The 23558-nt window shown below is 72.3% G+C and carries 26 protein-coding genes; 15 read left to right on the top strand and 11 right to left on the bottom strand.

Going from position 1 to position 23558, the window contains the following annotated elements:
- The first annotated feature begins 39 nt into the window (after positions 1 to 39).
- From J3P41_RS12670 to J3P41_RS12660, 3 genes are all read left to right on the top strand, one after another.
- Positions 40 to 3861 carry a multifunctional oxoglutarate decarboxylase/oxoglutarate dehydrogenase thiamine pyrophosphate-binding subunit/dihydrolipoyllysine-residue succinyltransferase subunit gene (locus J3P41_RS12670; RefSeq protein WP_307861974.1) on the top strand — a complete coding sequence of 1274 codons (3822 nt, stop codon included), beginning with the start codon at positions 40 to 42 and terminating at the stop codon, positions 3859 to 3861.
- Between the two features lie 15 nt (positions 3862 to 3876).
- The gene (locus J3P41_RS12665; protein WP_210650620.1) at positions 3877 to 4053 is read left to right on the top strand and encodes a DUF6104 family protein; all 177 of its coding nucleotides are present in this window, start codon (positions 3877 to 3879) and stop codon (positions 4051 to 4053) included.
- 82 nt (positions 4054 to 4135) lie between these two features.
- Entirely contained in the window at positions 4136 to 4801 is a 666-nt protein-coding gene (locus J3P41_RS12660; protein WP_210650618.1) for a TetR family transcriptional regulator, read from the top strand.
- 13 nt (positions 4802 to 4814) lie between these two features.
- On the opposite strand, the gene J3P41_RS12655 is transcribed toward J3P41_RS12660, so the two are convergent.
- Genes J3P41_RS12655 through J3P41_RS12645 form a run of 3 tightly spaced genes read right to left on the bottom strand, consistent with a single transcriptional unit; the run spans position 4815 to position 7171 of the window.
- Positions 4815 to 5519, bottom strand: coding sequence for an SDR family oxidoreductase (locus tag J3P41_RS12655; RefSeq protein WP_210650617.1), 705 nt, complete (start codon positions 5517 to 5519; stop codon positions 4815 to 4817).
- Positions 5516 to 6484: a zinc-binding dehydrogenase gene (locus tag J3P41_RS12650; protein WP_210650616.1), complete on the bottom strand. Its 969-nt coding sequence runs from the start codon at positions 6482 to 6484 to the stop codon at positions 5516 to 5518. Before J3P41_RS12650 ends, J3P41_RS12655 begins: the two co-directional genes overlap by 4 nt.
- A 15-nt stretch (positions 6485 to 6499) precedes the next feature.
- Complete coding sequence (locus tag J3P41_RS12645) at positions 6500 to 7171, bottom strand: hypothetical protein (RefSeq protein WP_210650615.1); 672 nt, start codon at positions 7169 to 7171, stop codon at positions 6500 to 6502.
- 121 nt (positions 7172 to 7292) lie between these two features.
- Between J3P41_RS12645 and J3P41_RS12640 the strand changes: the two genes are divergently transcribed.
- Positions 7293 to 8534, top strand: coding sequence for a GNAT family N-acetyltransferase (locus J3P41_RS12640; protein WP_210650614.1), 1242 nt, complete (start codon positions 7293 to 7295; stop codon positions 8532 to 8534).
- Between the two features lie 2 nt (positions 8535 to 8536).
- Here J3P41_RS12640 and J3P41_RS12635 read toward each other — a convergent pair whose 3' ends face one another.
- Positions 8537 to 9337 carry an AraC family transcriptional regulator gene (locus J3P41_RS12635; protein ID WP_210650613.1) on the bottom strand — a complete coding sequence of 267 codons (801 nt, stop codon included), beginning with the start codon at positions 9335 to 9337 and terminating at the stop codon, positions 8537 to 8539.
- A 49-nt stretch (positions 9338 to 9386) separates the two neighbouring features.
- Between J3P41_RS12635 and J3P41_RS12630 the strand changes: the two genes are divergently transcribed.
- Positions 9387 to 9815 carry a DUF2000 domain-containing protein gene (locus tag J3P41_RS12630; RefSeq protein WP_210650612.1) on the top strand — a complete coding sequence of 143 codons (429 nt, stop codon included), beginning with the start codon at positions 9387 to 9389 and terminating at the stop codon, positions 9813 to 9815.
- Positions 9816 to 9840: 25 nt separating this feature from the next.
- Here the strand turns inward: J3P41_RS12630 and J3P41_RS12625 are convergent, their stop codons facing one another.
- The gene (locus J3P41_RS12625) at positions 9841 to 10338 is read right to left on the bottom strand and encodes a MarR family winged helix-turn-helix transcriptional regulator (RefSeq protein ID WP_210650611.1); all 498 of its coding nucleotides are present in this window, start codon (positions 10336 to 10338) and stop codon (positions 9841 to 9843) included.
- A 115-nt stretch (positions 10339 to 10453) separates the two neighbouring features.
- Here J3P41_RS12625 and J3P41_RS12620 point away from each other — a divergent pair, with 115 nt between their 5' ends.
- Positions 10454 to 11401, top strand: a complete 948-nt coding sequence (locus tag J3P41_RS12620; RefSeq protein ID WP_210650610.1) for an NADP-dependent oxidoreductase — start codon at positions 10454 to 10456, stop codon at positions 11399 to 11401.
- Between the two features lie 12 nt (positions 11402 to 11413).
- Here the strand turns inward: J3P41_RS12620 and J3P41_RS12615 are convergent, their stop codons facing one another.
- Together J3P41_RS12615 and J3P41_RS12610 are read right to left on the bottom strand one after the other, a co-directional pair.
- The gene (locus J3P41_RS12615) at positions 11414 to 12592 is read right to left on the bottom strand and encodes an NADP-dependent malic enzyme (RefSeq protein WP_210650609.1); all 1179 of its coding nucleotides are present in this window, start codon (positions 12590 to 12592) and stop codon (positions 11414 to 11416) included.
- Between the two features lie 19 nt (positions 12593 to 12611).
- Positions 12612 to 12920, bottom strand: a complete 309-nt coding sequence (locus tag J3P41_RS12610; protein WP_307861985.1) for a S24/S26 family peptidase — start codon at positions 12918 to 12920, stop codon at positions 12612 to 12614.
- Between the two features lie 121 nt (positions 12921 to 13041).
- On the opposite strand from J3P41_RS12610, the gene sodN reads away from it, so the two are divergent.
- The 3 genes from sodN to J3P41_RS12595 all read left to right on the top strand — a co-directional run bounded on the left by sodN (position 13042) and on the right by J3P41_RS12595 (position 14809).
- Positions 13042 to 13446 carry a superoxide dismutase, Ni gene (gene sodN, locus J3P41_RS12605; RefSeq protein WP_210650607.1) on the top strand — a complete coding sequence of 135 codons (405 nt, stop codon included), beginning with the start codon at positions 13042 to 13044 and terminating at the stop codon, positions 13444 to 13446.
- 108 nt (positions 13447 to 13554) lie between these two features.
- Positions 13555 to 13971 (top strand): anti-sigma factor, encoded by a 417-nt coding sequence (locus J3P41_RS12600; RefSeq protein WP_210650606.1) that lies wholly within the window; start codon positions 13555 to 13557, stop codon positions 13969 to 13971.
- Between the two features lies 1 nt (position 13972).
- Positions 13973 to 14809: an RNA polymerase sigma factor SigF gene (locus J3P41_RS12595; protein WP_307861973.1), complete on the top strand. Its 837-nt coding sequence runs from the start codon at positions 13973 to 13975 to the stop codon at positions 14807 to 14809.
- Between the two features lie 12 nt (positions 14810 to 14821).
- Here the strand turns inward: J3P41_RS12595 and J3P41_RS12590 are convergent, their stop codons facing one another.
- The gene (locus J3P41_RS12590) at positions 14822 to 15238 is read right to left on the bottom strand and encodes a hypothetical protein (protein ID WP_210650605.1); all 417 of its coding nucleotides are present in this window, start codon (positions 15236 to 15238) and stop codon (positions 14822 to 14824) included.
- A gap of 157 nt (positions 15239 to 15395) precedes the next feature.
- On the opposite strand from J3P41_RS12590, the gene J3P41_RS12585 reads away from it, so the two are divergent.
- Positions 15396 to 15647: a WhiB family transcriptional regulator gene (locus J3P41_RS12585; protein ID WP_056601527.1), complete on the top strand. Its 252-nt coding sequence runs from the start codon at positions 15396 to 15398 to the stop codon at positions 15645 to 15647.
- Positions 15648 to 15721: 74 nt separating this feature from the next.
- Here J3P41_RS12585 and J3P41_RS12580 read toward each other — a convergent pair whose 3' ends face one another.
- Positions 15722 to 17191 (bottom strand): sensor histidine kinase, encoded by a 1470-nt coding sequence (locus J3P41_RS12580; RefSeq protein ID WP_210650604.1) that lies wholly within the window; start codon positions 17189 to 17191, stop codon positions 15722 to 15724.
- 38 nt (positions 17192 to 17229) lie between these two features.
- Here J3P41_RS12580 and J3P41_RS12575 point away from each other — a divergent pair, with 38 nt between their 5' ends.
- The 3 genes from J3P41_RS12575 to J3P41_RS12565 are packed head-to-tail and all read left to right on the top strand — an operon-like array spanning position 17230 to position 20250.
- Positions 17230 to 18093 (top strand): DUF2785 domain-containing protein, encoded by an 864-nt coding sequence (locus J3P41_RS12575; RefSeq protein ID WP_246861952.1) that lies wholly within the window; start codon positions 17230 to 17232, stop codon positions 18091 to 18093.
- Between the two features lie 9 nt (positions 18094 to 18102).
- Entirely contained in the window at positions 18103 to 19758 is a 1656-nt protein-coding gene (locus J3P41_RS12570) for an acetolactate synthase (protein ID WP_210650603.1), read from the top strand.
- Positions 19759 to 19770: 12 nt separating this feature from the next.
- Positions 19771 to 20250 carry a GNAT family N-acetyltransferase gene (locus J3P41_RS12565; protein ID WP_210650602.1) on the top strand — a complete coding sequence of 160 codons (480 nt, stop codon included), beginning with the start codon at positions 19771 to 19773 and terminating at the stop codon, positions 20248 to 20250.
- Between the two features lies 1 nt (position 20251).
- Here the strand turns inward: J3P41_RS12565 and J3P41_RS12560 are convergent, their stop codons facing one another.
- Complete coding sequence (locus J3P41_RS12560) at positions 20252 to 21649, bottom strand: hypothetical protein (protein WP_210650601.1); 1398 nt, start codon at positions 21647 to 21649, stop codon at positions 20252 to 20254.
- On the bottom strand, positions 21646 to 22152 hold the full coding sequence (locus J3P41_RS12555) for a SigE family RNA polymerase sigma factor (protein ID WP_246861951.1): 507 nt from the start codon (positions 22150 to 22152) through the stop codon (positions 21646 to 21648). The genes J3P41_RS12560 and J3P41_RS12555 overlap by 4 nt, the downstream gene beginning before the upstream one ends.
- An 87-nt stretch (positions 22153 to 22239) precedes the next feature.
- On the opposite strand from J3P41_RS12555, the gene J3P41_RS12550 reads away from it, so the two are divergent.
- Together J3P41_RS12550 and J3P41_RS12545 are read left to right on the top strand one after the other, a co-directional pair.
- On the top strand, positions 22240 to 22614 hold the full coding sequence (locus tag J3P41_RS12550) for a thioesterase family protein (RefSeq protein WP_210650599.1): 375 nt from the start codon (positions 22240 to 22242) through the stop codon (positions 22612 to 22614).
- A gap of 188 nt (positions 22615 to 22802) precedes the next feature.
- Entirely contained in the window at positions 22803 to 23498 is a 696-nt protein-coding gene (locus J3P41_RS12545) for an aminoglycoside phosphotransferase family protein (RefSeq protein ID WP_307861972.1), read from the top strand.
- Positions 23499 to 23558 lie beyond the last annotated feature (60 nt).

Raw genomic sequence — 23558 nt, 5'->3', positions numbered from 1 at the left:
ACACCTCGCGCGATGAGATCTGGAAGAGGCGAAACAAGCGTGGCGCAGTCCCCGAACGGGCAGTCCGGCAACCAGTCCTCGGTTGCACCGTCATCGGACCTGGGAGCCAACGAGTGGCTCGTGGAGGAGATGAAGGAGCAGTACGACAAGGACCCCGCCAGCGTGGGTCCGGAGTGGGCGGCGTACTTCGGCAACGGGACGGCCCGGCCCGCGGCCTCGACCGCCCCCGCCGCGGCTGCCGCGTCGAGCCCCCGCTCGACCTCCTCAGCCGAGGCTCCGGCCAAGGCGCCGGCCAAGGCGCCCACGCAGGCTCCGGCACAGAAGACCGCCGCTCAGGCGTCCCCGTCGCCCGCCCCGAAGTCCACGCCCACGTCCACGCCCACGTCCACGCCTCGTCCGGCAGCTCCGGCCGCGGAGCCGGCCAAGGGCACCAGCACGCCGGTCGCCAAGGAGTCGCAGCCGCCGGCAGCGGCCCCGGCCAGTGACGAGCCCACCTACACCGTGCTGCGCGGCGCGCCCGCCCGCACCGCGGCCAACATGGACGCCTCGCTCTCCGTCCCCACCGCCACGTCCGTGCGCTCGGTGCCGGTGAAGCTGCTGTGGGACAACCGCACCGTCATCAACAACCACCTCGCTCGCGCCCGCGGCGGCAAGGTCTCGTTCACCCACATCATCGGCTACGCCCTCGTCAAGGCGCTGCGCGCGATGCCGGAGATGAACGTCGGCTACGAGGTCATCGACGGCAAGCCCAACCTGATCACCCCGGCGCACGTCAACCTCGGCCTCGCGATCGACATGCAGAAGCCCGACGGCACCCGGCAGCTGCTCGTGCCGAGCATCAAGGGCGCCGAGGCGATGGACTTCGCCGCGTTCTGGACCGCCTACGAGGAGATGGTCCGCAAGGCGCGTGACGGCAAGCTGACCGTCGCCGACTTCCAGGGCACCACCATCTCGCTGACCAACCCGGGCGGCATCGGCACCGTGCACTCCGTCCCGCGGCTCATGGCCGGTCAGGGCGCGATCATCGGCGTCGGCGCGATGGAGTACCCGCCGGAGTGGCAGGGCGCCTCGGAGGAGGCGATCAACCGCAACGCCATCAGCAAGGCGATGACGCTGACCTCCACCTACGACCACCGCGTCATCCAGGGCGCGCAGTCGGGCGAGTTCCTCAAGCGCGTGCACGGCCTGCTCATCGGCGAGGACGACTTCTACGACGAGATCTTCCGCTCGCTGCGCATCCCCTACGAGCCGATCCGGTGGGCCCGCGACATCGTCGCCAGCCACGACGACGACATCGTCAAGCAGGCCCGCATCCTCGAGCTGATCCACGCCTACCGGGTCCGCGGCCACCTGATGGCCGACACCGACCCGCTGGAGTACCGCCAGCGCAGCCACCCCGACCTCGAGATCGAGTCGCACGGCCTCACGCTGTGGGACCTCGACCGCGAGTTCGCCACCGGGTCGTTCGGCGGCGAGGGCCGGCGCTTCATGAAGCTGCGCAACATCCTCGGCATCCTGCGTGACTCCTACTGCCGCACAACCGGCATCGAGTACATGCACATCATGGACCCCGAGCAGCGCAAGTGGATCCAGGAGCGCGTCGAGCAGCCGCACGTGAAGCCTCCGCGCGAGGAGCAGCTGCGGATCCTGCTCAAGCTCAACCAGGCCGAGGCCTTCGAGACGTTCCTGCAGACCAAGTTCGTCGGGCAGAAGCGCTTCAGCCTCGAGGGCGGCGAGACCACCATCCCGCTCGTGGACGAGATCTGCGAGGCGGCCGCCGAGGCCGGTCTCGACGAGGTCACCATCGGGATGGCGCACCGCGGCCGGCTCAACATGCTCGCCAACATCGTCGGCAAGAAGTACAGCCAGATCTTCCGCGAGTTCGAGGGCAACATCGACCCGCGGACCGTGCAGGGTTCCGGCGACGTCAAGTACCACCTCGGCGCCGAGGGCGAGTTCGTGGCCGGGTCGGGCGCGAAGATCAAGGTCTCCGTCGCGGCCAACCCGTCCCACCTCGAGGCGGTCAACCCGGTCCTCGAGGGCATCGCGCGTGCCAAGCAGGACATCCTCGACCGCGGCGAGGACTTCCCGGTCCTGCCGCTGCTGGTCCACGGCGACGCCGCGTTCGCCGGCCAGGGCGTGGTGGCCGAGACGCTCAACCTCTCGCAGCTGCGCGGCTACCGCACCGGCGGCACCGTGCACGTGGTCATCAACAACCAGGTCGGCTTCACCACCGCGCCCGGCTCGTCGCGGTCCTCCCTCTACGCGACCGACGTCGCGCGGATGGTGCAGGCGCCGATCTTCCACGTCAACGGCGACGACCCCGAGGCCTGCATCCGCGTGGCCCGGCTGGCGTTCGACTATCGCCAGGCGTTCCACAAGGACGTGGTCATCGATCTCGTCTGCTACCGCCGCCGCGGCCACAACGAGGGCGACGACCCGTCGTACACCCAGCCGCTGATGTACGACCTGATCGAGCAGAAGCGCTCGGTGCGCAAGCTCTACACCGAGTCGCTCATCGGTCGTGGCGACATCACGATCGAGGAGGCCGAGCAGGTCCTCAGGGACTACCAGCAGCAGCTCGAGCGGGTCTTCACCGAGGTGCGCGAGGCCAGCTCGGAGGCGCCGACCGAGTGGACGACGGTCCCCGACTACCCCGACAAGCCGGCCGGCGACTTCTCCACGGCCGTCACCCCCGAGGTGCTCAAGCGGATCGCCGACAGCTACGTCACGCCGCCGGAGGGCTTCACGGTCCACCCCAAGGTGATGCCGCAGCTGCAGCGTCGCGCGGCCGCGATCACCGACGGCCCGATCGACTGGGGCACTGGCGAGATCCTCGCCTTCGGCTCGCTGCTGATGGACGGACGCCCGGTGCGCCTGGCCGGCCAAGACTCGCGCCGCGGCACGTTCGTGCAGCGCTTCGCCACCATCATCGACCGCACCAACGCCGACGAGTGGACGCCGCTGACCAACCTCACCGAGGACCAGGCCAAGTTCCATGTCTACGACTCGCTGCTCTCGGAGTACGCCGCCCTCGGCTTCGAGTACGGCTACTCCGTGGCGCGGCCCGAGGCGCTGGTGCTGTGGGAGGCGCAGTTCGGCGACTTCGTCAACGGCGCGCAGATCGTCATCGACGAGTTCATCTCCGCCGGCGAGACCAAGTGGCGCCAGCAGTCCGGCGTCGTGCTGCTGCTCCCCCACGGCTACGAGGGCCAGGGCCCTGACCACTCCTCGGCACGCATCGAGCGCTTCTTGACGATGTCCGCCGAGGAGGCCATGGTCGTCGCCCAGCCGTCGACCCCCGCGTCGTACTTCCACCTGCTGCGCCGCCACTCGCTGGGCGAGGAGCACCGTCCCCTCATCGTCTTCACCCCGAAGTCGATGCTCAAGCGCAAGGAGGCCGCCTCGCAGCCGGCCGACTTCGTCGGGGACACGACGTTCCGTCCGTTCATCGGCGACGACGCCGCCGACGTGGACAAGGTCGAGACGCTGATCATGTGCTCGGGTCGCGTCACCTGGGACCTGATGGTCGAGCGGTCCAAGCGGGACAACGGCGACACGTTCGCCATCGGCCGCGTCGAGCGGCTCTACCCCAACCCCCTCGCGGAGATCAGGGCCGAGGTCGAGAAGTACCCCAACCTCAAGGCGATCCGCTGGGTGCAGGACGAGCCTCGCAACATGGGCCCGTGGCCGCACTACCAGCTCAACGTGTGGCCCGAGCTGGGCCTCACGGTGGAGCCGATCACCCGCACCAAGTCGGCCTCGCCGTCGGTGGGCACGGTCAAGCGTCACGTGCAGGAGCAGAAGTCGCTCCTCGACGCCGCCTTCGAGTCGCCCCGCGCGCGCGGCACCGACTACTGAGCGTGGGAGCGTCGGGTGTACTTCACCGATCGCGGCATCGAGGAGCTCGAGCGGCGCCGGGGTGACGATGAGGTCACCCTGGCGTGGCTCGCCGAGCAGCTGCAGGGCTTCGTCGACGCCCACCCCGAGTTCGAGACGCCGATCGAGCGGCTGGCGACCTGGCTGGCCCGCCTCGACGACCCGGACGACTGAGGCGAGCCCGCACCTCGGCGGGTCCTCGGACAGCCGCGGCACCACCGGTCGCGGCGTGCGCGTCCGAACTACGATCGGCCCCATGCTCACCGATGCGGAGCCCACCGAGTCCGGGGCGGGCCAACGCGAGTCGCGGGCGGTGCGCAAGGAACGCACCCGGCGCGCCATCCTCGACGCCGCCCTCGCCCTGGCCGCCGACTCCAATCTCGCGGCCATCTCGCTGCGCCAGGTGGCCAAGCAGGTCGGTGTGGTCCCCACGGCCTTCTACCGCCACTTCGGCTCCCTGGAGCTGCTGGGGCTGGCGCTGGTCGACGAGAGCTTCCGGTCGCTGCGCCTGATGCTGCTCGACGTGTGGCGCCACGCTCCGGAGTACCGCGACTTCATCGACGGGTCGCTGCCGATCGTGGCCGAGCACGTGCGCGAGCACCGCCCCCACTACGCCTTCATCGCCCGCGAGCGCACGGCCGGTCCGCCGCGCGTGCGGGAGGCGATCGGCCAGCAGATCGAGCTCATCACCCGCGAGCTGGCGACCGACATCGCCCGCACCGGGGCCGCCGAGCGGTACTCCGCCGCCGACATCGCGCTGCTGGCCGACCTGATCGTGTCCTTCGTCGTCACGATGGCCGAGCGCCTCGTCGACGACCCGGAGTCGGAGGAGCAGACCCTGGACCGGGCGCGTACGCAGCTGCGCATGCTGCTGGTCGGGGCGGTCAACTGGCGCTCGCAAGAGCCGGCGGCTCCGGCGTGACGGCGCGTCGCTCCTAGGTCCCGGGCCGCGGTACGACCGGCCGGACTGTGACGTCGGGGATCGTCGCGTCGGGCGGCAGGTCGATGACGTGCACGATCGTGTCCACGACCGTGTCGGCGCTGATCCAGCGGGACGCGTCGTACGTGCGCCCCTCCTGCTCGTGCACCTTCTCCTGCATGGGCGTCGCGGTGCGGCTCGGGTAGACCGTGCTGACGCGCACGCCGTGCTCGACCTCCTCCGCGCGCAGGGAGTCGGCGAACGCGCGCAGGCCGAACTTCGAGGCGGCGTACGCCGACCACCCGGCGCTGGCGGTGAGGCCGGCGGAGGAGTTGACGAACACGACCGTGCCGCCGGTGGCGCGCAGGTGCGGCAGCAGCTCGCGGGTCAGCACCGCCGGGGCCGTGAGGTTGACGGTGACCTGCTCCTCCCATTCGGCCAGCCGGAGCCGCTCGACGGGGCCGAGGTCGACGACGCCGGCCACGTGCAGCAACGTGTGCACGGGACCGTCCACCTGGCGGCCGAGACCGTTGAGCGTGCCCGGGTCGGCGAGGTCCGCCACCAGCACCCGGGCGCCGGAGAAGGAGTCAGCGAGCTCGGCGGCGCGCGCCTGGGTCCGTGCGACGAGGACGAGGTCGTCGCCGCGCTCGGCGAGGCGGCGGGCGAGGGCGTGCCCGATGCCGGACCCGGCGCCGGTGAGGACGTGCGTGCGCCCGCTCACCGGCTGAACACCACCTTCCCGAAGACGTCGCCTGCCGCCATCGCGGAAAACCCCTCGCGCGCCTGCTCCATCGGCAGGACGCGGTCGATGAGCGGGCGGGTGCCGGTGGCGTCGAGGAAGCGCACCAGCCGGTCGAGCTCGGGGCGGGTGCCCATGGTCGAACCGATGATCGAGAGCTGCAGGAAGAACACCCGGGTCAGCCCGGCGTCGTCGACGTCGGGCCCGGACGTCGTACCGCTGACGACGATGCGCCCGCCCGGGCGCAGGGCACGGATCGAGTGGCTCCACGTCGCCTTCCCGACGGTCTCCATGACGGCGTCGACCTTGACCGGGAGGCGGGCTCCGGACTCGAAGACCTCGTGAGCGCCGAGCTCGAGCGCGCGGGCTCGCCTGTCCTCGTCGCGGCTGGTGGCGAGCACCGTCAGGCCCGCCGCGCGACCGAGGGTGATCAGCGCCGTCGCGACGCCGCCGCCGGCACCCTGCACCAGCACCGTCTCGCCGGGCTTGCAGTCGCCCTGCACGAAGAGCATCCGGTAGGCCGTCAGCCATGCCGTCGGGAGACAGGCGGCCTCCTCGAAGGACAGCGAGGCCGGCTTGGGCACCAGGTTGCGGCGCGGCACGACCACCTGCTCGGCGAAGGTGCCCTGGTGGCGCTCCGACAGCAGCGACCGGCCGGGATCGTCGGCCTCGTCCCCGGTCCACGCCGGGTCGCCGATCACGCCGTGGACCACGACGTCGTTGCCGTCCTCGTCAACGCCCGCGGCGTCACAGCCCAGGATCATCGGGAGCGCCTCCTGACGCAGCCCCACACCGCGCAGCGACCACAGGTCGTGGTGGTTGAGGCTCGCTGCCTTCACCGTCACCCTGGCCCACCCGTCTGGGACGTGCGGCTCGGGGCGCTCCCCCACCACCAGGCCGCTCAGCGGGTCGTCGGAGGAGAAGGACTCGGCGTACACGGCGAACATGAGCCGACCCTAGCGTCAGCGGCGCGAGATCCTCCTGGCCCGCACGATCTCCTCCACCAGCTGCTCGGCCGGCACGTCGAAGGCGGTGATCGGCACGACCGGGTCGGTGGCGTCACCTCGGAGGTCGATCCTCACCCCGGCGGGCCCACGCCGCTGGATGGCGGCACCCTTGACGTCCTTCCACGCAGCCGTGAGGTCCGTGCCGTAGCCGCGGTAGGTCAGCGCCTCGGGGCCCAGCTCGAGGGTCCAGCGGTGCAGCCGTCCGGTGAGCAGCCGGACCAGGGCGGGCAGCGAGGCGACGGCGCCGACGATGGTGACGAGTGAGAAGCCCGGCGACTCCAGCGCGTCGAAGTCGGTGAACGCGATGTGGGCCCAGATCCCCGCCGTCACCAGCAGCGCGAGCCAGGCGCCGGCCAGCGGCCAGACCGTGAGGGCGGGCGCGCGGAACACCCGGGTCCCGTCGGCGGTGACCTCCGGCTCGCGCGGGCGCCGGCGCCTGGCCAGGGAGGACACTGCGGCGACGAGGAGCAGCCCGGTGGCTGCGACCAGGCCCCACATCGACCTGCCGGCGAGGTCGTCGGCGAAGGCAGCGGTCGTGCCCGCGAGGGCCAGGGTGACCAGGGTGAGCGCGGCGAGGACGGTGACGACGTACCACCGCGGGATCAGCCGCGCAGCGCCGCTCACCACGGGGTGACCGAGTCCCAGGCGTCCCTGAGGTGCTGCGTCGCTGTCACGTCTGGCACGTTACCCACCGGGCGCGGCCGGAAACCCGTTGCGCGGGTCGCCGGGCCGGCGCTTGGCTGTCGGGGTGAGCATCGACGTACGCCCCTCGCAGGACGCCGCGACGTACCTGGCCACCGACCAGCTCATCTGGTTCGGCGAGGTCGCGGACGCCGACGCCGAGCACCTGCGACTCGGCCTGCCGGAGGACCAGAGGTTCGTGGCGGACCTGCCCGACGGCCCCGACGACCTGCACAGCGGCATCTACGGCGTGCGCCCGATGGACCTGTCGGTGCCCGGCGGCTCCCTCGTGCCGATCGCCGGGCTCACCTGGGTCGGGGTGCACCCGGACATGCGGCGTCGCGGCGTGCTGTCGGCGATGATGACCGACCACCTGTCCCGGACCCGCGAGGCCGGGATCGCCATCTCCGCGCTGCACGCGAGCGAGGCCGGGATCTACGGCCGGTTCGGCTACGGGCTCGCCGCCGTCACGCACCAGGCGAGCGTCGGACGCGGCACCACCTTCACCGCGCCGCACCTCGAGGACGAGGCCGCCGGCATCTCCACCCACCTCCTCACGATGTCCGACCCGGGCGTGGCGGAACGGATGCGCGCCTGCCTGCTCGCGCACGCCCCGGCCTTCCCCGGCACGGTCGTGGGCAGCCCCGACTTCCTGACCCTCCTGACGCTCGAGCCGCCCGAGCAGCTGCGCGACAAGGAGCGGCGTCGGGTCATCTTCGCCCGCCGTGACGGCGAGGACGTCGGCTTCGTGGGCCTGCGCCGCACGCACAAGTGGGACAACGCCCGGCCCTCCGGCACCGCCACCGTCAGCGCGTTCTGCGGCGGTCCCGCCGCCCGTCTCGCCCTCGCGCGGCGGGTGGTCGACCTCGACCTGATGGGTACGACGAAGCTGGAGGACCTGAGCATCGACGACCCGCTCCTCGGCTGGCTCGGCGGCCCCCGTGGGACGAGCGACCTCCAGACCTGGGACAGCACGTGGGTGCGGCTGGTCGACCTCCCGGCGGCGTGGTCGCTGCGCACGTACGAGGCCGACTGTGACGTCGTGGTGGAGATCACCGACCGCTACGCGCCCTGGAACGCCGGTCGCTGGCGGCTGGTCGCGTCCGGTGGCTCGGGCTCGGCCTCGCGCACGGACTCCCCGGCCGACGTCACGCTGGACGTCGACGTCCTGGGCGCCGGCTACCTGGGACACGGCATCGGCGGACGCCTGCGCGCCGGCCTGGTGCGCGAGGGGCGCCCCGGCTCGTACGCCGAGCTCGCGCGGGCGATGCGGACCCTCGTCGCTCCCGAGCCCTCGGTCGGCTTCTAGCGTCAGCCGGCCGAGCGGGCGTAGACGGCCGGCGGAACGCCGAGCATGCGCCGGAAGTGCCGGTTCAGGTGCGCCTGGTCGTAGAACCCGACCTCGACGGCGACGACGCCCGGGCGCTCGCCGGCGAGCAGCAGGCGTCGCGCCAGGTCGAGCCGACGTCCCACCAGGTAGCGGTGCGGCGAGACACCGACCTCGAGGCCGAAGGCGCGCACCAGGTGCGAGGGCCGCGCGCCCAGGACGGCCGAGGCGGTCGCCAGGCTGATCCCCTCCACGACGTGGGCGTCGAGCAGGTCCCGCAGCCGTCGAGCCAGCGTGGGCGCCCGTCCGTCCGTGGGCCCCTCGTCCGCGCCCGCGATGCGGCGCCCGAGCCGGGCCGTGACGAGCGCCAGCCAGCTCTCCGCCTCCAGCTCATCCCCCGGTCGCTGCACCGCGCGGTGCACGCCGTCCACCGCCCTCCGCAGGGTCGGGTCGGCCCAGTCCGGCTGGTCGACCGCTCGACCCAGGCGGCGGACGTCGAGCTGACCGGTGTCCAGGTAGAGCACCCGCTTGCGGAAGCCGTGCGCACTGGCCGCGCGGCCGTCGTGCGCCACGTGCGGTGGCAGGAGGATCACCCGCGACGGCTCGGTCTGGTGCTCGCGACGGTCCAGGTCGTAGCGCACGCCGCCGACGTCGACCATGAGCACGGTCCACGCGTCGTGGGTGTGCATCGGGTAGGCGTGGCTCGCGAACGAGGCGTGCAGCACCTCGGTGAGGCCGGGCACGTCAGGGCGCCACGCACGGACGTGAGCCCCCGGGTCGGCCATGGCAAGAACGTACAAGACGGGGCGGGCCGCAGGACCCGACGATCTCGGCATGAGTGACTACCCGGCTCCACCGTTCGACACCAAGATCGCGATCGTCGTCCGCGACGACCTCGCCACGTGGCAGCGACTCAACGTGACCGCGTTCCTGGCCAGTGGCATCGCCGCCGCGCACCCGCAGCTGGTGGGCCTGCCGTACCTCGACGCGGACGACACCTCCTACCTCCCGCTGCTCGGCATGCCCGTCCTGGTCTTCGAAGCCGATGCGCCGACCCTCCGGGCCGTGCGCGAGCGTGCCGTACGCCGGTCACTGCCGACGGCGCTCTACACCTCCGACATGTTCCGGACCGGGCACGACGAGGCGAACCGCTCCGTCGTCCGAGCGGTGCGGGGCGACGACTTGGACGTGGTCGGGATCGCGGCGTTCGGCCCCAAGAGCGCCGTGGACAAGTCGGTCAAGGGTGCGGGCCTGCACCCGTAGCCGCGACGACTCGGCCGGCTCTCCGTCAGCGACGCCCGCGGGAGGCGGCCGACCGGGGCGGCGCCGCGCGCATGTGGTCGCGCACGGGCGCCAGCAGGTCGCCGAGCGCCTGGGTCTGCGCGGGCGTGAGGGCGGCGAACAGGTGCTGGCGCAGCACCTCCACGTGGCCGGGGATGACCGCGTCGATGCGTGCGCGGCCCGCATCGGTGACGGTGACGGTGACGCTCCGCTCGTCGTCGGGCGAGGGGGCACGCTCGACGAGGCCGGCCTTCTCGAGCAGGCCCGCCTGGTACGTCAGGCCGCTACGGCTGTAGACCACCCCGTCCGCCAGGTCCGTCATGCGCTCGCTGCCCGTCGGCGAGTCGAGAGCCAGCCTCGCCAGGACCTGGAACTGCACGTAGCTGAGGTCTCCGTCCTCGCGCAGCTGCTGCTCGACCGCGTGCCGCAGCAGCCCCGCCACGTCCATCAGGGCGAAGTAGGCGCCGAGCTGGACGGAGTCGAGGGAGGACGACGGCTTCGGCATGCCACCCACCCTAACAAGTACTTCGTGTTCGAATTACTTGCTTCGAGTTCGCAACATTGCTACGGTAACGATGTGCTTCAGATTCGAAGCACCAATCCCTGAGAAAGGTTCAGCCATGAAGGCCATCCGGTTCCACCAGTACGGCGACACCGACGTCCTGCGCTACGAGGACGTCGCCACCCCCGAGCCCGGCCCCGGCCAAGTTCGGGTCCGCGTCGCCGGCACGTCGTTCAACGGTGTCGACGCCAACATCCGCGCGGGCAACATGCAGGGCCCGATGCCTGTGACGCTCCCGCACATCCCCGGCGTCGACCTCGCCGGCACCGTGGACGCGCTCGGCCCCGACGTCGACGCCCCCGCCGTCGGAGCACGGGTCGTCGCGTTCCTCCCCTTCGTCGTCGACGGGGCCTCGGCCGAGCACGTGCTCGTGTCGGCCGGGGACCTCGCTCCCGCCCCCGCCTCCATCCCGCTCGCCGACGCGGCCGCGCTTCCCGTGGTCGGGCTCACCGCATGGCAGGCCCTCTTCGAGCACGCCGGGCTCACCGCCGGCCAGCGGGTCCTGGTCAACGGCGCCAGCGGCGCCGTGGGTGGCTACGCCGTCCAGCTCGCGCGAGCCGCGGGCGCCACCGTCGTAGCCACCGGCTCGGCGAGGCACGAGCGACGCCTGCTGGAGCGCGGGGCTCACCAGGTCGTCGACCACACGGCCGGCGACGTGAGCTCCGCCGTGACCGAGCGCGTCGACGTTCTGCTCAATCTGGCGCCGGTCTCGCCCGAGCAGCTCGCGGCGCTGACCGACCTGGTCGCCGACGGCGGCGTGGTCGTCAACACCACCGTGTGGATGCCCGCCCCGAGCGACGAGGAGCGAGGGGTGCGCGGGATCGACCTCTACGTCCGCAGCGACGCCGGGCAGCTCGCCGAGCTCACCGCGCGGGTCGACCGCGGCGAGCTGGTCGTCGACGTGGCCGAACGGGTCGCCCTGCGCGACCTGGCCTCGGTCCACGCACGTGCGGGCGCGGGCACGCTCAGCGGCAAGGTCGTCGTCGTCGCAGACGGCCAGGCGTAGTCCCTCGCGCGCTCACGGACGCCGCGCGACCCCGTCCCGGCGAGCCGCCTCGGCCACCGCGTCGCGGACGGCCCCGGGCACCCGAGGGTCGAAGGGGGACGGGATCACCAGGTCCTCGCGCAGGTCGTCCCCGACCAGGGACGCGAGGGCGGTGGCCGCCGCCACCTTCATGCCCTCGGTGATCGCGGTCGCGTGCACGTCGAAGGCCCCGCGGAAGATGCCGGGGAAGGCGAGGACGTTGTTGATCTGGTTGGGGAAGTCGGAGCGGCCGGTGGCCACGACGCGGGCGTACCTGCGCGCGAGCTCGGGGTGCACCTCGGGTGTGGGGTTGGCCAGGCCGAAGACGATCGCGTCGTCGGCCATCGAGGCGACGATCTCCTCCGGCACCTGCCCGCCGGAGACGCCGATGTAGACGTCGGCGCCGGCCATCACATGGGCGAAGGTGCCGCGCCGGTCGACGCGGTCGGCGGTGTCCCGGGCGAGCGCCGCCTTGACCGCGGTCAGGTCGGAGCGCGACGAGTGGAGCACGCCCTTGCGGTCCAGCACGACGACGTCTCGCACGCCGGCCTCGAGCAGGATGCGGGCCACGGCCACACCGGCGGCGCCGGCGCCCTGCACGACGACGCGCACGGTGTCCGCGTCGCGTCCGGTCAGTTGCAAAGCGTTCGTGAGCGCAGCCAGCGCCACGACGGCGGTGCCGTGCTGGTCGTCGTGGAAGACAGGGATGTCGAGGCGTTCCTTGAGCCGCTCCTCGATCTCGAAGCAGCGCGGCGCGGAGATGTCCTCCAGGTTGATGCCGCCGAAGCTCGGCGCGAGCCGGACGACCGTCTCGATGATCTCCTCGACGTCGGTGGTGTCCAGGCAGATCGGCACGGCGTCCACACCGCCGAACTGCTTGAACAGCACGGCCTTGCCCTCCATCACCGGCATCGCGGCGGCCGGGCCGATGTCACCGAGTCCGAGCACCGCGGTGCCGTCCGTCACCACCGCGACGGTGTTGGGCACCCACGTGTAGTGCTCGGTCAGCGACGGCTCGGCGGCGATCGCCTCGCACACCCGCGCGACACCCGGGGTGTAGGCGAGGGAGAGCTCGTCCGGGCCGTGCAGGCCGACCGTCGAGACGGTCTCCATCTTGCCGCCGACGTGCAGGTCGAACACGGGGTCGCCCGCGTGCGGATGAGGCGTGGCCATGCGGCGATGGTGGCACAGCTCAGCGGGCCCGGAGCCTGCGTCCCACACGTGGCCAGGGCCACACCCGCAGGCGTACGACGGCCAGCACCGCGTCCTCGGCCACGGGCCCGCGGTGCCGGGAGTCGACGCCCTCGGCGGCGTTGTCGCTGAGCAGCCACCACCCGACGCCCCCCGTGCTCGTACGCCGCCGCTCCACCGCCCGCTTGACCGTGAGCGTGCCGTCCGCGAAGCGCGCGACCACCAGGTCCCCGGGCCGCACCCGGGCGCCGTGGCGGACCAGCAGCAGGTCGCCCTCGCGCAGGGTCGGGAGCATGGAGCGTCCGCGCACCACCGCCGTGCCGAACGGGGGTCGCGGAGGCTCGCCTCGGCGGGCGAGACCCCGCTGACGACCGCGCTCCACGCGGAGTAGTCTCGCAGGCAGACGCAGATCCACCATCGAGAGGAACCCGATGCTCCGCCACCTGCTCGCACCCACCGTCGAGGTCTCTGCCCACTGCGACCTCCCCTGCGGCGTCTACGACCCCGCCCAGGCCCGCATCGAGGCCGAGTCGATCAAGGCGATCATCGCCAAGGTCGCCGACAACGACGACCCCGACTTCCGCACCCGCGCGATCCTGATCAAGGAGCAGCGCTCGGACCTCGTCAAGCACCACCTCTGGGTGCTGTGGACCGACTACTTCAAGCCCCCGCACTTCGAGAAGTACCCGCAGCTCCACACGCTGATCAACGAGGCCACCAAGCTCGCCGGTGGCGGCGGTGGCACCAAGGCCGTCCTCGACGCCGAGGTCGCCGACCAGCTGCTGGCCAAGATCGACGAGATCGCCGAGATCTTCTGGGAGACCAAGAAGGCCTGAGCGACGCCTTCTCCGTCCCACCCCTGCGGGCCCGATTGCCACCTCGTGGCGATCGGGCCCGGTTAGTGTGGGAGCAGACATCCGCTCGACGACGGGACACTGACGCAGATGCCAGAACACACGGGGGGCTCTCGCGCCGACGTCGAGCTCCGCCTGCCCGCTGAGGGTGCCTACGCGACGATCGTGCGGACCACCGCCGCCGGCCTCGCGGCGCGGCTGGACTTCACGATCGACGACATCGAGGACCTCCGCATAGCCATCGGCGAGGCCACCGCCCTCGCGATACCGGCGGCGGACCCGGGGACCGACCTGGTCGCGTGCTTCCACTTCGGCCGGGGGGCCATGACGGTGGAGCTCGAGACCGAGGCGGTCGACGACCCGGCCCTCGACACGGAGAGCTTCGCCTGGCAAGTGCTCGACACGATGGCGCACGACGCGTCGGCGGGTCCCGAGGACGGGCGCTTCCGCGTCCGGTTCACGGTGACCTCGACGGTCGCTGCGGGAATGACAGGTGCCGAGCGCTGACATGAGCGCACACACGGGGGACGGGGCGGTCGAGGCCGCCATGGAGCGCGAGCTCGACGAGGACGTCGTGCTGAGCGGCCTCGAGCACGTACGCGCGCGCAGTGCCGAGCTCTTCGCGGTGCTGCGCGACGACGGGGCCAGCGATGCCGCCCGGTCGCTCGCCCGCGACGACCTGGTGCACCTCCACCTCTCGCTCGTGGAGCACTGCGCGCGCAGGTTCCGCAACCGCGGCGAGCCCTTCGAGGACCTGGTCCAGGTCGGCACGATCGGCCTGATCAAGGCGGTGGACCGGTTCGAGACCGACCGCGGGGTGGAGTTCTCGACCTATGCCACGCCCACGGTCATCGGCGAGATCAAGCGTCACTTCCGCGACAAGGGCTGGGCGATCCGGGTGCCGCGGCGGCTGCAGGAGCTGCGCATGCAGATCGGCAGTGCCACGGGAGAGCTCACGCAGAAGCTCGGCCGCTCCCCCACCCCTCGCGAGCTCGCCGAGGTGATCGGCTGCACGGTCGAGGAGATCATGGAGGGCATCGAGTCGTCCCACGCCTATGCGACGCTCTCCCTCGACGCCTCGGACGACGACGACGACGGTCCCCCGGCGATGCTGTCGACGCTCGGCGCGGAGGACTCCAACATCGAGCACATCGAGATCCGCGAGTCGCTCAAGCCGCTGCTCGAGGGCCTCGGCGACCGGGAGAAGCGCATCCTGCTGCTCCGCTTCTTCAAGAACATGACCCAGTCCCAGATCGCCGAGGAGATCGGCGTCTCGCAGATGCACGTCTCCCGGCTGCTGACGCGCACCCTCGCCCAGCTGCGCTCGTCGCTCGAGGCCGACTGAGCGGCCACCTCGTCAGGGTTCGACCCGCGCGTCGCCCTCGAGGACCTCGGTGCTGGCGGGGTGCATCACGCCGAGCACCACGACGAGCGCGACGACCGCCAGGCCGGCGGCCAGCGCCCTGGTGGATCCGGCCCAGAAGTTCCAGGCGAGCCCGAGCTGGATGAGCTGCGCCATCACGACGGGTCCCCGCGCCCATCGGCGTACCCTCCACAGCGCCCAGGCGCACCAGGCCAGCGCCGCGGCGGCACCGAGGAAGAAGATCGAGGTCGTCAGCCCCATCGTGAGGCGGATCGCCCGGAGGTTCGCCAGCTCCAGGACGCCGAGCGCCGCCAGCACGAGCGCCTCGACCGCGACCAGCGAGGCCGCGACCACCAGGGGCGGCGGCGCAGCGGGACCGGGGGCGGGCGTCTGGGACGGGGAGGCAGGCACCGCACAACCCTAGTTGTGACGGACGCGACCAGCGTGTGGGGTTGTGTGAACGTTCAAGTCTTGCCAGTCTGGTCGTTGCGCTGTCGTGCGCCCGGGCTCAGCTGAATGTCCGCAAACAGCACTTGCCTGTGAACTAGAAAGAGGGACTTCCCCACTCATGGATTGGCGCAGCCGCTCCGCATGCCTCGACGAGGACCCTGAGCTGTTCTTCCCAATCGGCAACACCGGACCCGCGATCCTTCAGATCGAGGAGGCCAAGCAGGTGTGCCGTCGCTGCGAGGTGCGCGAGCAGTGCCTCGCCTGGGCCCTGGAGGCCGGGCAGGACCACGGAGTGTGGGGTGGCCTCAGCGAGGACGAGCGCCGCGCCCTCAAGCGCCGCAACGCCCGGGCCCGCATCCGGACCGCCTGACGCAGGACCGCTCGACCTCGGCCACCTCCCCCGGCGCGTCCCCCGGCACCTCCCCCGGCACGTCCCTTCGGTGCTCAGCCGACCGGTAGGTCCGCCTGCACGCGGGTGCCGCGCGTGCCCGGCCCGATCTCCAGCACTCCGCCCAGCTCGGACTCGACGAGCGTGCGGACGATCGACAGACCCAGCTGGGTCGAGGAGTCGAGGTCGAACCCGTCGGGCAGCCCCCGGCCGTCGTCCTCGACCACGACGTGCAACCGCCCGACGATCCGTCGGGCGGTGACCACCACCCTGCCCTCGGTGCGCCCGGTCACGCCGGCGTACCCGTGCTCCACGGCGTTCTGCAGGACCTCCGTGAGGACCATGGCCAGCGGCGTCGCGGCCTCCGACGGCAGCTTGCCGAAGGACCCCTCCCGCACGACGCGCACCGGAACCTCCACCCCGCTGACGTCGACCACCATGGCGCCGAGCCGGTCGGCGATGTCGTCGAAGTCGACCGTCTCCTCGATGGCGTGGCTCAGGGTCTCGTGCACGATCGCGATCGAGCCGACCCGGCGCACCGCCTCCTCCAGCGCCGCCTTCGCGTCGTCGGCGCCCGTACGACGCGCCTGCAGGCGCAGCAGCGCCGCCACCGTCTGGAGGTTGTTCTTCACCCGGTGGTGGATCTCGCGGATGGTGACGTCCTTGGTCACCAGCTCGCGGTCGCGCCTGCGCAGCTCGGTGACGTCGCGCACCAGCAGCAGCGCCCCGCTGCGCTCGCCCTCGGGCCGCAGCGGGATGCTGCGCACGATGAGGGTCACCTCGTCGGTGCCGACCTCGGTGGCACGACCGTCGCGGCCGCCGAGCACCGCGCTGAGCGTCTCCTCGTCGGGCCGCTTGCGCGCCGGGACCAGGTCACGGGTGAGGTCGGTCAGCACCAGCCCGGTCAGGTCGCCCTGCAGTCCGAGCCGCCGGTAGGCGGACAGCCCGTTGGGGCTGGCGTAGACCACGCGGCCCGCCGGGTCGAGCCGGACGAACCCGTCACCCACCCGCGGCGAGTCAGCGTGGTCGCTGCGCTGCCCGGGCAGCGGGAACCAGCCCGCGGCGATCATCTTGGTCAGGTCGGCCGCGGTCTGCAGGTAGCTCAGCTCGAGCCGGCTGGGCGTGCGGACGCCGAGCAGGTTGGTGTTGCGGGCGATCAGCGCCAGCACCCGGCCGGCCCGGCGGACGGGGATCACCTCCACCCGCACGGGCACGTCGTCGCGCCACTCCGGGTCGCCCTCGCGCACCAGACGCCCGGTCTGGAGGGCCTCGTCGAGCATCCGGCGCCGGCCAGTCGGGATGAACGTGCCGAGCACGTCGTCGACGAGGGCCGTCGGACCGGTCGTGGGCCGCATCTGCCCGCCCGCCCAGTAGCCCTTGCCCTCCTGGTCCGGCAGCCACAGCACCAGGTCGGCGAAGGAGAGGTCGGCGAGGATCTGCCAGTCCGCCATCAGCAGCTGGAGCCACGCCACGTCGTCCTCGACGAGGTCGGTGTGGGCTCGCACGAGCTCGTGGAGGGAGGGCACCGGACCAGACTAGGGCTGTGTCGTCGCAGGCTGGCAGGATGGAGGTCATGTCGACGGCGTACTGGAACCGGGTCCAGGCGGCGGGCTTCGAGGTCCCCGCGGACCGCCCGCTCGACGACCTCACGGCCGAACTCACCACGATGCTCGGCTCCACGCGGCCGGAGGTCCGCGACGGCACCGCCTATCCCGCGCTGGCGACCTGGATCGGTCGCGGCGTCTACGACGACCTGCTCCCCGGGCTCGGCGACGGGATGGTCGCGGGCCTCTCCGCCGGTCTCGGCGAGCGCGGCACCGACTCGGTGTTCCGGCGCAGCTTCAGCGCACTCATCCTCGGCGAGTGCCTCGAGCGCGACAACGACCAGCACCTCCTGCCCGGGGCGAAGGTGCTCGACTGGGGCGACCGGATCGCCGTCTGGTTCCTCACCGAGCGCGACACCCGTGGCTTCGTGCCCGGCAAGGGCTGGGCGCACGCGATCGCCCACGGTGCCGACTCCATCGCCGCCCTCGGCGAGTCGCACCACCTCTCCGCAGCCGAGCACGCCGTGCTCCTCGACGTGCTCGCCGAGCGCCTGCTGGAGCAGCCCGCGGACGAGCCCCTCGCGTCCGGCGAGGTCGACCGGATGGCTCAGGCGGCGATCCGGATCCTGCGGCGCGACACCCTGGGCACCGACGTGCTCGAGCCGTGGGTGCACCGCATCGGGAGCGGGGCCAACGCGTTCGGCAAGGGCGCGACGAGCGACCCGTTCCCGCCCACGGCGGCGCCGCAGGCGTTCCTGCGTGCGCTGTTCGTCCACCTCTCGCTCGCGCCGGAGCCCCCTGCCGTACGCCCCGACCTGCTGCTGGTCGTGATCGACGCCCTGCGCATGTCCAACGCGCCCTACCTGGCAGTAGGGACCGGCTAGCCTGCGGGCATGAGCGAGATCACAGGCCACAGTGGAGAGCTGGCCGTGCAGGTCGCCCGCGCCCACGGCGTGGAGACGATGTTCACCCTGTCCGGCGCGCACGTCTTCCCGATGTACGACGGCGCGGTGAAGGCCGACCCGCCGATGCGCCTGGTCGACGTGCGTCACGAGCAGACGGCCGCCTTCGCCGCCGAGGCCACCGGCAAGCTGACCCGGGTCCCGGGACTGGCCGTGCTCACCGCCGGGCCGGGGGTCACCAACGGGATCAGCGCCATCGCGCAGGCTCAGTTCGCCGGCTCGCCCATGGTGGTGGTCGGTGGGCGTGCTCCCCAGGGCCGGTGGGGCACCGGCTCGCTGCAGGAGCTCGACCAGCCGCCGCTCATCGCGCCGGTCGCCAAGTCGGCGAAGACGCTGATGAACGCCGGCGACGTCGCGGCCGGCATGGACGAGGCGTTCACCCTGGCACGCTCCAGTCACCGCGGCCCGGTGTTCGTCGACGTACCGATGGACGAGTTCTTCGCCTCGGCCTCCGGCGCCGTCGGCCGTGGCGAGGGCAGCCGCATCGAGCCCGACGGCGAGGCGATCGAGGCCGTCGCCCGGCTGCTGGCGCGAGCCCAGCGCCCCGTGCTCATCCTCGGCACCGACGTCTGGGCCGACCACGCCGAGGCGGCGGCGCTGAGGTTCGTGGAGGACCTGGGCATCCCGACGCTGACCAACGGCATGGGACGCGGCGTCATCCCGGGCGGGCACCGCTGCCTTGTCACCAAGGCGAGGAGCGCCGCACTGTCCGGTGCCGACCTGGTCGTGGTCGTGGGCACGCCGCTCGACTTCCGGCTCGGCTACGGCCAGTTCGGCGGGCCGGACAAGAACCCCGACGGCGCCTTCGCCCGGGTCGTGCACATCGCCGACTCCCCCGGCCAGGTCTCCGGCCACGCAGAGCTCGCCGGCTCGGTCGCCGGTGACCTCACGACCGTCCTGGACGGCCTGCAGGCGGCCGTCGAGCGCGGCGACAAGCCCGACTGGAACGCGTGGGCCGAGCAGCTCCGCGACCAGGTCCGGGCTGCCATCGAGCGGGACGCCCAGCTGCTCACCGCCGAGGCCGACCCGATCCATCCCGCGCGCATCTACGGCGAGCTGGCGCCTCGCCTCGAGGACGACTCCGTCGTGATCGGCGACGGCGGCGACTTCGTCTCCTTCGCCGGCAAGTACGTCGAGCCCCAGCGGCCCGGCGGCTGGCTGGATCCCGGGCCCTACGGCTGCCTCGGCGCGGGACTCGGTGCCGCGATCGCGGCGCGGATCGCCCGGCCGAGCGCCCAGGTGACCCTGCTGCTGGGCGACGGTGCGGCGGGCTTCTCCCTCATGGACGTCGACACGCTCGTGCGCCACGACCTCCCGGTGGTGATGGTGATGGGCAACAACTCCGCCTGGGGCCTGGAGAAGGGGCCGATGCAGATGCTCTACGGCTACGACGTGGCGGCCGACCTGGGCCAGCGCACGCCGTACGACGACGTGGTGAAGGCGCTCGGCGGGGCGGGCGAGACCGTCACGGACCCCAAGGAAATCGGCCCGGCGCTCGACCGTGCCTACGCCGCCGGAGTCCCCTACCTCGTCAACGTGATCACCGACGTCGAGGCGGCCTACCCGCGCAACACCTTCGGCATCTGAGCGGGCACGCCGATGGAGCTACGCCGGATCCGGCCCGACGAGCACGAGGTCGCGGGCGACGTCTGCGTCGCGGCGTACGACCCGCTGCTCACCGGCGCGGAAGACGACTACCGCGACCGGTTGCACGACGTGGCCACGCGCGACGCGCAGGCCGAGGTGTGGGTGGCCGTGCTCGAGGACCGCGTCGTCGGCGTCGTCACCTACTGCCCGCCCGGCTCGCCGTGGCGGGAGATCGGGCGCGACGACGAGGGCGAGTTCCGGATGCTCGCGGTCGACCCGGCGGCGCAGGGCACCGGTGCCGGCACCGCGCTCGCCCGCCTGTGCGAGGAGCGGGCCCGCAAGCACGGCGCCACCGGCATGGCCCTGTCGTCACTGGCCACGATGGCGGCCGCGCACCGGATCTACGGACGGCTCGGCTACGAGCGCGACCCGGGCCGCGACTGGTCGCCGCGGCCGGGCGTCGACCTGCTCGCCTTTCGCAAGACGTTCTGAGTCAGCACGGCCGCGCCGCCGACGGATCCCCGGCGTCGTCGAAGCACGTCACGCCCATCGGCAGGGCCGCCACCTCGGAGCCGGACACCATCGTCCACTGCCACACCTGCCAGTGCTCGTCGCCGGCCACGGCGGTCAGGAGCGCACCGTCCCCCGTGAGCCACGTCCGCACGTCGTCGCCGTTGCTCAGCGGCACCTCGCCGACCGGCTCGAGTACTCGCAGCCGCTCGCCGCGCTGCACGACGACCTCGACCCTGGCCGGGTCGGAGGCCGAGGTCACCACGAAGGAGGCGCCGTCGTAGAAGATGCCGGTGGGCTGCTGGGTGTGGAGCAACGGCTCGGGCACGTCGAGCCCGAGCTCGAGGACATCTCCGCCGACCCGGGCCGTCAGCACGCCGTTCCGGATCCCGCCGGTGAAGGAGAAGCCGTCGCCGAGCTCGGCCTGCTGCCCCTCGCCGATCGTCTGGTCGGCGACGGGACCGAGGACGGGCGGCGAGTCGACCTGCCCCGCCCGGCACTCCCCGGTCTCCCCGTAGGTGTCGCTGCGGCAGTCCGTCGGGCCCCGGCGGAGCACGCCGTCCTCCCCCAGCGTCCACCGCCACGCGTCCAGCACCGCGACCTCCGGCCGCAGCAGCGTCATCGCGGCTGTCGCGTAGGTGTTGCGCGAGCGCCCCGACCAGAGCTGCCCGCGCTCCAGCCACCACTCCTGGAGGTGCACCATGTCGTAGTGCTCGGTGCCGCCGCCGGCGGCCGGCACCTCCCGCCGCACCAGCAGGTCGGGCTCCTCGACGACCGCTTCCACGAGCAGTCCCTCGCGGAGGTCGAAGAGGACGGGACGGTTGCCACCGTGGGCCGTGGTGAGGTCCTCGCGGAGCAGCACCAGCTCCTGGTCGCCGTCCTCGTCGGCGTCGACCGCACCCAACGCGGACACCCCGATGGTGGTGCCGAGCTCGGCCATCCCGTAGGCCTCCACACCGGTGCTGCTCAGCGTGGTCTGCAGGCGGGTGCGGCCGTCGTACGTCGCGGTCTCCTCGGCCAGGAACTCGACCGTCTCGTCGGTGCCGTCGCCGTCGAGGTCGAGCCGCGCAGGCGAGGACAGGTCGTCCGCCTTCCAGTCCCGTCCCACGTCCGCGGGCAGCTCGAGCCGGGGCTCGTCGGGGCGGGGAGCGACGTCGTCGGACCGCTGGCGTCCACCGACGCCCTGGACGACCACCCCGAGGACGAGGAGGACCACCGCCGCCGTGGCGAGGAGCACCCACGGCGACTGCCAGCGCGGCCGCAGCTGCACGACCGGCGACAGCGGCGCGAGGTCCTGCGGGCCGACCAGCTCGGCTCGAGCGGCCAGCGCTGCGCGCAGGCGCGCCTCGATGTCCGCGACCGGGTCCGGCGTGGTGCTCATCGCTCCTCCTCCCCTTCGCTCGACGACATGGCTCGTTGTAGTGCGACGAGCCCCCGGCTGGCCGTGGACTTCACGGTGCCCTGGCTGATCCCGAGCGTCCGGGCGATGTCGGCCTCGGACAGGTCGGACCAGTACCTCAGGACCAGCACCTCCCGCTGCCGCGGTGCCAGCCCTTGCAGCGCCCGGATGACCTCGCGATGCTCCTCGGCGAGCACCGCACTGTCCTCGGGCGAGGGCGGCGAGAGGTCGTGGGGCGGCGTGTACGCGCGCGCCGTGCGCCGGCGGCGCAGCGACGAACGGGCGGTGTTGACGACCGACACCCGCAGGTAGGCCAGCGCCTTCGACGGGTCGCGGACGGCCTGGGGCCGGCGCGCGAGCGCGGCGAAGGCGTCCTGCACGACGTCCTCGGCCGAGGCGAAGTCGTCGACCAGCAGCACGGCCAGCCTCACGAGCGAGAGGCGGTGCGCGGCGTAGAGCTCAGTGATGTCCACTGCTGGCTCCATGCCGAGGGTCCTCGCGCTCATGTCTGGTAGACGTGTGGGTGGCACCCAGGTTGCCCCACCGACGCCCCGACATCGTGAAAGGCCCCCATGCCGCAGATCGAGCCCGCCACGCGGACGTACGTCGTCGGCGACCACGACACCGCCGCGGCCGTCGGCAGCGGCACGCTGCCGGTGCTCGGCACACCGCGACTGCTCGCCTGGCTGGAGGCCGCCACCTGCGCCTGCCTCGAGCCGGTGCTGGCCGAGGGCTCGACCAGCGTCGGTACGCGCGTGCAGGTCGAGCACCTCGCGGCGAGCCCGGTCGGCGCCAGCGTCGAAGTCAGCGCGTCGAGCGCGTACGTCGACGGCAGGCTGCACCGCTTCACCGTGGCTGCGCGCGACGCCGGCAGCGGCAAGGTGCTGGCGGCCGGCGAGATCACCCGTGTCGTGGTGGACGCGGAGCGGTTCCTGTCACGGTTGTGAGCGTGCGGACAGACTGCAGCCGTGCTGACCACCGACGGCGACCAGCGCGTCCGGCGACTCACGACCCGCGAGCCCTGGCTCAGTCACGGGCCCGGTCTGGCGACGAGAGAACGCGACGTCCATCAGATGCTGGAGCCCACGCTCGTACCAGCGCCTCGCTCCCGGGCCCTCGACGCCCACGGTGAGCGGTGCGGCTTTCCCGGCCACCTGATGACGCTGGTGCCGGGCCGGGTCGAGCACGACCGCGTCGACCGGTTCTCCCTCGACGGTTGGCGCACCTGCTCGCGACCATCCACGACGTCTCACCGACGATCGAGGTCCGCCCCTACCAGTCGTGGGCCTGGGAGCCGAAGTACACCGTCCCGTCGTGGGCAGCGGATGGAGGACTGTGGAGCGACGCGTTCGCGCTGCTCCGCACCGCTGTGCCGGACGACGACCCCTGCTTCATCCACCGCGACTTCCAACCCCGCAACGTGCTCTGGTCGGACGACCGGATCAGCGGGGTCGTCGACTGGGTCGAGACGTCGATGGGCCCGGCATGGCTCGATGTCGCGCACTGCTGCACCAACCTCGCCATCGCGCACGGCGACGCGACCGCCGAGCGGTTCGCCGCCGCCTATGTCGCCCGTACGGGGTGGGAACCGCAGCCCTCGCTGTCATGGACATCGTCGGGTGCCTCCCGCCGCCGGGCAAGGGCGGGTTCGTCCAGGCGAGCGACGAGCGCCGACGACTCGAGGAGCGCCTCGCATCGGTCATGCGGCGCATGGGTGACCCACCGGCCTGCGGACGTTGCCTATCCGCGCTGGAGCCGCACCCGCGTGACACGAGCTCTTCTGTCGTCCGTCAGCGGGCACCTCGAAGTCGGCGGCTCCACGCCGCGGTGAACTGAAGCGAACAGCGGCAGTGCGGGCGAGCGTAGCCGCCTTCAACGCGGCAGATCCGGA

It is taken from the genome of Nocardioides sp. SYSU D00065, assembly GCF_017916425.1.
Classification (GTDB): Bacteria; Actinomycetota; Actinomycetes; order Propionibacteriales; family Nocardioidaceae; genus Nocardioides.
This window is presented reverse-complemented; position numbering and strand designations above follow the sequence as displayed.